Below are 10061 nucleotides of genomic sequence, written 5' to 3'. Positions count from 1 at the left end.
AAGGGATAGCGGTGCGGCAGTTGCTTGAGAATTTGGTGGATGTCCATCATGGTTTTTTGGGGCTCTGTTGGAGTTGTTCTAATGTTCACGAATTATGCAGAGCCAGGTCAATCGGCCTTTGGCCCGTCAACCTGGCTCTGCATAACCTCTAAGGTTTTTTCAACCACCTTGAGGCGGTCGCGCAGGCTGTGCAACTGCTTGAGAGAGGCGGCATTTTTTTCCCACTTGGCGTTGTCGTCAATCGGGAACATGCCGGTGTAGTGGCCGGGCTGGGTGATGGAGCGGGTCGCCACGGTGCCTGCGGAGATATTGACGTGGTCGGCCAGGGTCAAATGCCCCAGCACAATCGCGCCGCCGCCCACGGTGCAATGCGCACCGATGTGGGCACTGCCCGCCACGCCGACGCAGCCCGCCATGGCGGTATGGGCACCCACAAAGACGTTGTGGCCGATCTGGATCAGGTTGTCGAGCTTGACGCCGTCGGAAATCACGGTGTCCAACAGCGCACCCCGGTCGATACAGGTATTGGCACCGATTTCGACATCGTTGCCGATGCAGACCGCGCCGAGCTGTTCAATTTTTTCCCAGACCCCGGCATTGGGCGCAAAGCCAAAGCCATCGGCACCGATCACCACGCCCGCATGCAGCAGGCAACGCGCACCAATGCTGCAGTCCTCACCCACCGTGACGCGTGACTTGAGTACCGTGTCGGCACCAATGCGGGCTCCGCGCTCCACCACACACAGCGGGCCAATACGAGCGCTGGGGTCGATCTGGGCACTCGGGTCGATCACTGCACTGGGATGGATGGCCGGACCAGTAGCTACCGGCCGCTGGCGCTTCCAAAGCTGGGTGACTTTGGCGAAGTACAAATAGGGGGCATCCGCTACGATGCAGGCACCACGTGCCAGAGCCATATCGGCCTGGGCGGGACCCACAATCACGCAACCGGCCTGAGACTGGGCCAGTTGTTGCTGGTACTTGGGATTGCTGAGAAAAGCCAACTGCGACGGACCGGCCGACTCCAACGGAGCGATGCCATCAATAGACAGCTCTGCATCTCCATGCAGTACGCCCCCCAGGGCTTCCACTATCGCGCCTAGACGCAGCGCCATGCTGGAACCCCTCTCAAAAAATTACTTGACGGGAACCGCGTTCAAGGCCTTGATGACCTTGTCGGTGATGTCGTACTTGGGATTGATGTAGACAGCTTCTTGCAACACGGCATCGTACTTTTCGGTTTCAGCCACTTGCTTGATCACCTTGTTGGCTTTTTCCAGCACTTGCTGCAGCTCTTCGTTCTTGCGGGAATTCAGGTCTTCCTGGAATTCACGGCGCTTTCGCTGGAAGTCGCGGTCCTGGTCCACCAGTACCTTTTGGCGCGAGGTACGTTGGCTTTCCGCCAGGGTCGAGGCTTCGCGCTCGAACTTGTCAGAAGCGGTTTTCAGAACCACACCGGCATCGCTAAGTTCTTTTTCACGCTTGGCGAATTCTTGTTCCAGCTTGGCCTGGGCCGTCTTAGCCGCCGCGGACTCGCGGAAGATACGGTCGGTATTGACGAATCCGACGCGGAACTCGTCCGCCTGCGCGTGGGCAGACAGGAGCACAGCCCCGAATAAAATGCCGGATCCGAATTGGCGTAAAAAGTGCTTCATTAGAAAGACGTACCTATTTGGAATTGCAAGGGTTGGATTCTATCGCCAGCAAACTTGCGAATGGGCTTGGCATAGGCCAAACGCAAGGGACCGACCGGAGAAATCCAACTAAGGCCGACACCGGCCGAAGCCCGCATCTCGCCGAAACGAATCCGCTCATTTTCGCCGTACACATTGCCAATGTCACCAAAGGCAAACAGGCGCAGCGTACGGTCGTTGCCAGCGCCGGGGAAAGGCGACTGGATTTCTGTGTTCAGGGTGAACTTCTTGGGCCCGCCAATCACCGACCCGGTCACGTCGCGCGGGCCCAGTGTGCCCTGCTCAAAGCCACGCACCGAGCCCAAACCGCCGCCATAAAAGTTCTTGAACACCGGGAAAGGCCGGTTACCCAGGCCCTTACCATAGCCGACCTCGCCATTGAAGGCCAGAGTGAACTGCTTGGTCAAAGGCACGTATTGCTGGTACTGGTAGTTGGTGCGCACGTAATGCGCATCGCCAAACAGACCGGCTTCGGTGTTGAGGCGCTGGTATACACCGGTGCTGGGTGCGAGGGTGCTGTCCCGGTCGTCGCGCGACCAGCCAATGGTCAGCGGAATCGCCAAACTGGTGTAACCAAATTCTTCGGCATAGGCCAGATAGGCGGCAGGAATATTGGTACCCGGCTTGATGGTCGTGCGCTCCAGGCTACCGCCGAAGTACACCGTGTCCAGCTCGCTGAACGGCACACCAAAGCGCAGGCCTGCACCTTCGGTCACCAGTTCGTAATTGCCGCCCTGGTCGTTGTAAGGCTTGGTGGCACGGTGGAAGATGTCGATGGAGCGGGAAATGCCGCTGTTGGTGAAGTACGGGTCCACCGTGCTGAGCACTACGACCTGGTTGTACTTGCTGGTATTGACTTCCAGGCCGAGGTAATTACCCGAGCCGAACGCGTTTTCCTGCTTGATGGCGAACGACAACGACAGCTTGTCGGCACTTGAGAAACCGGCCCCCAGCTGGATGCTGCCACTTGATTTTTCTTCCACATTGACCTGCACATCCACCTGGTCGGGCGAACCGGCCACGTCTTGAGTTTCTACGTTGACTTCCTTGAAAAAGCCCAAGCGGTCTACCCGGTCACGCGACAACTTGATCTTGTCACCGTCGTACCACGACGATTCCAGCTGGCGGAATTCTCGGCGGATCACTTCGTCGCGGGTACGGCTATTACCCGCCACATTGACCTTGCGCACATAGGCACGGCGGGAGGGCTCGGACTGCATCACCAGAGCCACACGGTTGGTGGTGCGGTCGATTTCCGGCTTGGCCTCGACCTGGGCAAACGCGAAGCCGAAACTGCCAAAGTTGTCCTTGAAGGCCTTGGTGGTTTTGGCCACCAAGTCGGCGTTGTAAGCCTCGCCGGGCTTGATGCTGACCAGCGACTTAAACTCGTCGTCCTTGCCCAGGTAATTGCCCTCCAACTTGACGGCGGACACCACGAAACGCTCGCCTTCGGTCACGTTGATGGTGATCGACATACTTTGCTTGTCGGGCGAAATCGCCACCTGGGTGGAGTCAACCTTGAACTCCAGGTAACCGCGCGACAGATAGTAAGAGCGCAGCGTTTCGATATCGGCGTTGAGCTTGGCACGGGTGTAGCGGTCGGACTTGGTGTACCAGCTAAGCCAGCCCCCCGTGTCCAGCTCGAACTGGTTACGCAACGTGGATTCGCTGAAGGCCTTGGCACCCACGATGTGGATGTCCTTGATCTTGGCGGGCTCACCTTCGGTGATGGTAAATGTCAGGTTCACGCGGTTGCGGTCCACCGGGGTGACGGTGGTCACCACTTCGGCGGCGTACAGGCTCTTGTTGATGTACTGGCGCTTGAGTTCCTGCTCGGCGCGGTCGGCCAGGGCTTTGTCAAACGGACGGCCATCGGTCAAACCCACATCGCGCATGGATTTCTTCAGTGCGTCCTTGTCAAACTCCTTGGAACCGACAAACTCGACATCGGCAATCGTGGGGCGCTCTTCGACCACCACCACCAGCACGTCGCCACTGACTTCCAGTCGCACGTCTTTGAACAAACCCAGAGCGAACAAGGTGCGAATAGCCGCGGAACCCTGGTCATCGTTGTAGGTATCGCCTACCCGAAACGGCAGGGAGGCAAAGATGGTGCCCGGTTCGACGCGTTGCAAACCCTCAATGCGGATGTCGCGGACCGCGAAAGGCGTGACAGCCCAGGCCGTGTTGGCAGCCAATACCAGCGCCACTGCAGCCGACAAAGTCCGCAGGCGAAAGCTATTAAAGTGATTTTTCATGGAATGTGGTAAGTCTGATGCCGCGCTAGGCGGGCAGTCAGGTAAATGTTAGCCAAACAGGCGGTTGACATCGTTAAACAGTGCAATGGACATCATCAACAACAGCACTGCACCGCCTCCGCGCTGCATGCGTTCCATCCAAGCGTCAGATACGCGTTTGCCTGTGACAGCCTCCCAAAGATAATACAACAGGTGCCCACCGTCCAAAATCGGGATGGGCAGAAGGTTCAGGACACCGAGGCTAACGCTAATCAGAGCCAGAAATACCAGGTACTGGGTAAAGCCCAAGCTGGCCGACTTGCCCGCATATTCGGCCACCGACAAGGGGCCACTCAAATTTTTGATGGAAGCCTCGCCCACCACCATGCGGCCCATCATGCGCAGAGTCAGGCCAGACACCTCCCAGGTGCGCTCCACGCCACGCCACAGGCCGTCGAACACGCCATAGCGGATGGTCAACATCTCCGGGGGGGCGCCCACATAGGCGCTGATGCGGCCAATCGACTGCAGGCCATCGGCTTGGACATCCGGGGTGACGGTCAAGGCCAGCGCCTGCCCGCCGCGTTCGATCTGCCACACCTGTGCCAGGCCTTGCCCGTCCAACAGGGAGCTGCGGATGGTGTCGCGCAATTGTTGGCCGTCCACGATGGGCGTGTCACCCACCCGCAGCACCAGGTCGCCAGGGGCCAGGCCTGCGCGAGCGCCCGCGCCATCGGCCATCACCTCGCCGAGTACCGGGCGGGTCCAGGGACCGAGCACACCAATGGTGCGGAACAATTGGGCATCGGCATCTTGGGCATGCAGCGGAGCCAGGGCCATCACGACTTCGCGCCGCGCCCCCTGGGCAGAAGTTGCCAGCTCCAGTCGCACATCGCGGCTGTCCAGCGCACCCCGGGTGAGCAGCCAGCGCAATTCATCGAACGAGGCCACATCTTCTAAATCTTCACCGTCCCAACCTGCGCGGGTCACGGTTTCACCACCCTGGATACCGGCTCTTTCGGCCACCGAGCCAATGGTGGGACTGGCCAGAACAGCCTTGGGTTCTTCCACGCCACTCCAGTTGACCAGCGCGTACAACAGCACCGCCAGCAGCAGATTCGCCACCGGACCGGCCGCCACAATAGCGGCACGCTTGGGCAGCGACTGGGTGTTGAAGGCCAGATGGCGTTCTTCAGGTGCCACTGGCGCTTCGCGCTCGTCCAACATCTTTACAAAGCCACCGAGCGGGAACGCGCTAATGACAAACTCGGTTGGCGAACCCTTGGGCTGCCAGCGCAGCACGGTTTGGCCAAAGCCAATGGAGAACTTCAGTACTTTGACCCCACAGGCCACGGCGATGCGGTAGTGGCCGTACTCGTGCACGGCAATCAGCAAGGCCAGTGCAACGATGAAAGCGACGATGGTCAGCATGGCTGTCCTTGGTTCAAGTGGTCAGGCGGTCAGGCGGGACACGGCCTGGTGCGCAATGGCGCGCGATTCCGCGTCCAACGCCAGCAAATCTTCCAGCGTCTGCGGCTTGGAGGGGGTGACGGCCGCCAAAGTTGCAAGATTGACCGCATGGATGTGGTCAAAACGGACTCGCCGGTCCAAAAAGGCTGCCACCGCCACCTCGTTGGCCGCATTCAGCACGGCGCAGGTACCCGATGGCGCGCGCAGGCTTTCCCAAGCCAGGGCCAGACAGGGAAAACGCTGAAAATCGGGCACCTCGAAGGTCATGGCCGCCATCTGGGAAAAATCCAGCCGCGCGGTACCGCTTTCGATTCGCTCGGGCCAGGACAGCCCGTAAGCAATCGGCACGCGCATGTCCGGCGTGCCCAGCTGGGCCATCACCGATGCGTCATGGAACTGCACCATCGAATGGATGATTTGCTGCGGGTGGATCACCACCTCGATCTGCTCGGGGGTCACGCCAAACAGGTATTTGGCCTCGATCACCTCCAGCGCCTTGTTCATCATGGTGGCCGAATCCACTGAAATCTTGCGGCCCATGGCGAAATTGGGGTGGGCGCAGGCCTGGTCGGGGGTCACGTCGCACAGGGTGGCCGGGTCGCGGGTGCGAAACGGGCCTCCCGACGAGGTCAGCATGATCTTCTCAATCCGCCGGGGCCAAACTGCCGGGTCTTCGGGCAGCGACTGGAACACCGCCGAATGCTCGCTGTCGATAGGTAGCAGCAAGGCACCGCCCTGTTTTACAGCCGCCAAAAACACATCGCCGCCGACGACCAGCGCCTCTTTGTTGGCCAACAGCAAGCGTTTGCCCGCACGGGCTGCCGCTAGGCACGGGGCCAGTCCGGCTGCGCCGACGATGGCAGCCATGACCGCATCGACCTCGGGATGCGATGCTACCATTTCAATAGCTTCCTGCGCAGAAAGTACCTGCGTTGGAAGGCTATTTTGCTTAATTTTTTCAGCCAGCAGTGCGGCATGCGGTGCACTGGCCATCACAGCGAAACGGGGCTTGAACTGCGCACATTGCTGCAGCATCAGGTCCACCTGGGTGGCAGCGGTGAGTGCAAACACCGCAAACCGCTCTGGGTGGCGGGACACCACGTCCAAAGTACTGGTGCCCACCGAACCAGTGGAGCCCAAAATCGTCAAGTTTTGTTGCATGCCTAAACCCTAGCCCACCAGCGAAACCAGCATCATGGCCAGCGGCAGCGTGGGCAGCAGCGCATCCACCCGGTCCAGTACGCCACCGTGGCCGGGCAACAGGCCGCTGCTGTCCTTGACCCCGGCACTGCGCTTGATGAGCGACTCGACCAAATCACCCACCACGCTCATGGCCGCCATAAACAGTGCGGCCACCACCAACAAGATGCTACTTTGGTGTGCCAGCCGGGTGTACAGGCTGGCCACCGGGGAAGCCCAGGCGTTGTCGGCCCAAACCCACGCCACCGCCAGCACCAGCACGCCCAGCATGCCGCCGCACACGCCTTCCCAGCTTTTACCGGGGCTGATGCTGGGGGCGAGCTTGTTTTTGAAAAATTGGGTGCCAAACGCCCGGCCCGCAAAGTAGGCACCGATATCGGCCACCCAGACCAGCAGCAGCACTGACAGCAAAAAGTTGGTGCCAATCACCCGGGCCTGGCAAATCGCCAGCCACGCCAGCCAGAGGGCTGCAAAGCCAAACAGGCCACGCAACACCTTATCAATGGCAGCCCAGCCGTTCACCCCGTTGCGCAGCAGCCAGCCACCGACCAGCACCCAGGCCGCGCCCGCAATGGTCCACAGTGTGGGCGTGTGGGCCGTCAACAGGCCCATGATCCATGACAGCAAACAGGCAAACACCATGGCCATGGCCAGCGCCACCGACTTGGGCTGCGTCATGCCGTTCATGCGGCCCCACTCCCAGGTGGCGGCGGCAATCGCGATGATGGCCAAGAGACACAGGGGTTCTGGCTGGGGATAAAACAACGCAGGCAAAAGAAAGGCCAGTAAAACCAGGGCCGTGATAACGCGTTGCAGCAGCATGGATAAGACTCAGGTTGACGGATCGGTGGCTACCGGTGCCACCTGGGCCGATGTTTTGCCAAAGCGGCGCTCACGGCCGTTGTAGACGGCGATCGCCTCGTCCAGCGCGGCTTCGTCAAATTCGGGCCAGAGTTTGTCGCTGAACACCAGCTCGGAATAGGCAGCCTGCCAGAGCAGAAAGTTGCTGATGCGGAACTCGCCGCCGGTGCGGATCAGCAGATCCGGGTCGGGTGAATGGGCCAGGGCCATGGCGCGGTCCATGCTTTTTTCGGTGATGGGTTCGCCTGCTGCAGCCAGTTTTTGCGCCGCCTGGGCAATGTCCCAGCGGCCACCGTAGTTGAAGCAGATATTGAGCACCAGCTTGCGGTTGTCGGCGGTTTCTTTTTCGGCTTCCAGCAGGCCGTTGCGCACCTTGTCGGACAGGGCCGATAGGTTGCCCACAAAGTGCAGCTGCGCACCGTTGGCCTTGAGCTTGACGACTTCTTTGGCCAGCACGCTGACCATCAGCGACATCAGGCCTGAGACTTCTTCGGCCGGCCGGTCCCAGTTTTCGGACGAGAACGCAAACACCGTCAGCACGCCCACGCCCCGGTCCAGGCAAGCCTGGACGCAACGGCGCAGCGCATCCACCCCCTGGTGGTGCCCGGCCAAGCGTGGCATGAAGCGCCGGTTCGCCCAACGGCCATTGCCGTCCATGACGATGGCGATGTGCTTGGGAACGCGTGCGGGAAGAGCGGACATCAAGTAAATCTGTGCAGTGCCAGAACACCGTGGAACTGGCTTTGCCAGGCCACAGGTGTTGCCCCCTGCAAGGGGGTTGGCAAAGACACGAAGTGCGTAGCCTGGGGGTAAGCCATTTAAACCGCCATGATGTCGGCTTCTTTGGCGACTATGAGTTGGTCCACTTCGGCAATGTGGCGGTCGGTGATTTTCTGGACGTCGACTTCGGCGCGCTTTTGGTCGTCTTCCGAGGCCAGTTTGTCTTTCACCAGTTTTTTGATGGCTTCGTTGGCATCACGGCGCACGTTGCGTACGATGATTTTGGCGCTTTCGCCTTCTGTACGGGCCAGCTTAGTGAGTTCCTTGCGGCGCTCTTCGCTCATGGCGGGCATGGGCACGCGGATCAGGTCGCCCATAGACGCGGGGTTCAGGCCCAAATGGCTGTCACGGATGGCTTTTTCCACCTTGGCTGCCATGTTCTTTTCCCAAGTCTGCACGCCGATGGTGCGCGAGTCGATCAATGACACATTGGCCACCTGGCTGATCGGCACCATGGAGCCGTAGTAATCCACATGCACGGTGTCCAGCAGACCTGGATTGGCGCGGCCGGTGCGGATTTTGGACAGATTGTTCTTCAATGCCACGATGGACTGGTCCATCCGGGCTTGCAAATTGGTTTTAACGTCGGCGATAGTCATTTTTATGCTCCTCAGTAATCCGTGGGCCGAATTAGGCGTGGACCAAAGTACCTTCGTCTTCACCCATCACCACGCTCTTCAACGCGCCGAGTTTGAAGATCGAAAACACCTTGATCGGCAGATTTTGGTCGCGGCACAGCGCAAAGGCAGTCGCGTCCATGATGCCCAGATTTTGGGACATCGCCTCGTCGAACGTCAGCGTGGTGTAACGGGTCGCGCTAGGATCTTTCTTGGGGTCGGCGGTATAAACCCCATCCACCTTGGTGGCCTTGAGCACGATTTCAGCTCCGATTTCGGCACCACGCAGGGCAGCGGCCGTGTCGGTGGTGAAAAACGGGTTGCCGGTGCCAGCCGCAAACACCACGACCTTGCCTTCCTCCAGGTACTGCAAGGCCTTGGGGCGCACATAGGGCTCAACCACCTGCTCGATGGAAATGGCCGACATTACGCGCGCCGTGAGACCCTGCTTGTCCATGGCATCGGCCAGTGCCAGCGCGTTCATCACCGTGGCCAGCATGCCCATGTAATCGGCCGTGGCACGGTCCATGCCTACGGCCCCACCGGCCACACCGCGAAAGATGTTGCCGCCGCCAATCACCACCGCCACCTCGACACCCATCCGGGTGACCTCGGCCACCTCTTCCACCATGCGAACAATGGTGGTGCGGTTGATGCCGAAGGAATCATCCCCCATCAGAGCCTCGCCAGACAGCTTGAGCAAAATACGCTTGTAGGCTGGCGTAGCGATGGGCATGAAAGATTCTCCGGCAGGGGGTGTTTGGGATGACAGCAAAACAGGGGCGGCAATGGCGGGGAAGGGGCTCAGCTCAGGCAGCAGCCTTGGCAGCAGCCACCTGGGCAGCGACTTCTGCAGCGAAGTCGTCGACTTTTTTCTCGATGCCTTCACCGACCACGTAGAGCGTGAAGCCCTTGACGGTCGTGGCTCGCTCTTTCAGCATCTGCTCGACAGTCTGCTTGTCGTTCTTCACGAACGGCTGGTTGAACAGCGAGACTTCTTTCAGGTACTTCTGCACACCGCCTTCGATGCGCTTGGCCACGATTTCGTCGGACTGCACCGGCTTGCCAGCGGCCTCAGCGGTCTTCTTGTCCTCTTCCGCCTTGCCGGCTGCCACCGAACGCTCTTTCTCAATCAGTTCGGCAGGCACATCGGCACTGGTCAGCGCAACAGGCTTCATGGCAGCAATGTGCATGGCCACGTC

The 10061-nt window shown here is 60.0% G+C and carries 10 protein-coding genes; all 10 read right to left on the bottom strand.

From position 1 onward, the window contains the following. Window positions 1–107: 107 nt before the first annotated feature. A complete protein-coding gene (gene lpxD / locus ABI213_RS20855; protein WP_348007719.1) occupies window positions 108–1115 on the bottom strand; it encodes a UDP-3-O-(3-hydroxymyristoyl)glucosamine N-acyltransferase in 1008 nt (335 codons plus the stop codon). Window positions 1116–1136: 21 nt separating this feature from the next. Then, complete coding sequence (locus ABI213_RS20850) at window positions 1137–1655, bottom strand: OmpH family outer membrane protein (RefSeq protein WP_348007718.1); 519 nt, start codon at window positions 1653–1655, stop codon at window positions 1137–1139. After that, window positions 1655–3952 (bottom strand): outer membrane protein assembly factor BamA, encoded by a 2298-nt coding sequence (gene bamA / locus ABI213_RS20845; RefSeq protein ID WP_348007717.1) that lies wholly within the window; start codon window positions 3950–3952, stop codon window positions 1655–1657. The genes ABI213_RS20850 and bamA overlap by 1 nt, the downstream gene beginning before the upstream one ends. 48 nt (window positions 3953–4000) lie before the next feature. Then, window positions 4001–5362, bottom strand: coding sequence for an RIP metalloprotease RseP (gene rseP, locus ABI213_RS20840; RefSeq protein WP_348007716.1), 1362 nt, complete (start codon window positions 5360–5362; stop codon window positions 4001–4003). A gap of 21 nt (window positions 5363–5383) precedes the next feature. Beyond that, window positions 5384–6562: a 1-deoxy-D-xylulose-5-phosphate reductoisomerase gene (gene ispC / locus ABI213_RS20835; protein ID WP_348007715.1), complete on the bottom strand. Its 1179-nt coding sequence runs from the start codon at window positions 6560–6562 to the stop codon at window positions 5384–5386. 9 nt (window positions 6563–6571) lie between these two features. Beyond that, window positions 6572–7423, bottom strand: a complete 852-nt coding sequence (locus ABI213_RS20830) for a phosphatidate cytidylyltransferase (RefSeq protein ID WP_348007714.1) — start codon at window positions 7421–7423, stop codon at window positions 6572–6574. A gap of 9 nt (window positions 7424–7432) precedes the next feature. Further along, on the bottom strand, window positions 7433–8164 hold the full coding sequence (gene uppS, locus ABI213_RS20825; protein WP_348007713.1) for a polyprenyl diphosphate synthase: 732 nt from the start codon (window positions 8162–8164) through the stop codon (window positions 7433–7435). Between the two features lie 116 nt (window positions 8165–8280). Next, window positions 8281–8841 carry a ribosome recycling factor gene (gene frr / locus ABI213_RS20820; protein ID WP_348007712.1) on the bottom strand — a complete coding sequence of 187 codons (561 nt, stop codon included), beginning with the start codon at window positions 8839–8841 and terminating at the stop codon, window positions 8281–8283. A gap of 31 nt (window positions 8842–8872) precedes the next feature. Continuing rightward, a complete protein-coding gene (gene pyrH / locus ABI213_RS20815) occupies window positions 8873–9595 on the bottom strand; it encodes a UMP kinase (protein ID WP_348028496.1) in 723 nt (240 codons plus the stop codon). Window positions 9596–9668: 73 nt separating this feature from the next. Beyond that, window positions 9669–10061: translation elongation factor Ts (tsf, locus tag ABI213_RS20810; RefSeq protein WP_348028494.1), on the bottom strand; the 393-nt coding region annotated here is incomplete at its 5' end.

Source organism: Rhodoferax sp., assembly GCF_039922535.1.
Taxonomy (GTDB): Bacteria; Pseudomonadota; Gammaproteobacteria; order Burkholderiales; family Burkholderiaceae_C; genus Rhodoferax_B.
The sequence above is the reverse complement of the archived record's forward strand: the minus strand, read 5'-3'. Positions and strand labels throughout refer to the sequence as shown.

Excerpts from the sequence above, each read along its gene's own strand:
- lpxD (WP_348007719.1), bottom strand. The coding sequence starts at position 1,115 with ATGGCGCTGCGTCTAGGCGCGATAGTGGAAGCCCTGGGGGGCGTACTG.
- ABI213_RS20850 (WP_348007718.1), bottom strand. The coding sequence starts at position 1,655 with ATGAAGCACTTTTTACGCCAATTCGGATCCGGCATTTTATTCGGGGCT.
- bamA (WP_348007717.1), bottom strand. The coding sequence starts at position 3,952 with ATGAAAAATCACTTTAATAGCTTTCGCCTGCGGACTTTGTCGGCTGCA.
- rseP (WP_348007716.1), bottom strand. The coding sequence starts at position 5,362 with ATGCTGACCATCGTCGCTTTCATCGTTGCACTGGCCTTGCTGATTGCC.
- ispC (WP_348007715.1), bottom strand. The coding sequence starts at position 6,562 with ATGCAACAAAACTTGACGATTTTGGGCTCCACTGGTTCGGTGGGCACC.
- ABI213_RS20830 (WP_348007714.1), bottom strand. The coding sequence starts at position 7,423 with ATGCTGCTGCAACGCGTTATCACGGCCCTGGTTTTACTGGCCTTTCTT.
- uppS (WP_348007713.1), bottom strand. The coding sequence starts at position 8,164 with ATGTCCGCTCTTCCCGCACGCGTTCCCAAGCACATCGCCATCGTCATG.
- frr (WP_348007712.1), bottom strand. The coding sequence starts at position 8,841 with ATGACTATCGCCGACGTTAAAACCAATTTGCAAGCCCGGATGGACCAG.
- pyrH (WP_348028496.1), bottom strand. The coding sequence starts at position 9,595 with ATGCCCATCGCTACGCCAGCCTACAAGCGTATTTTGCTCAAGCTGTCT.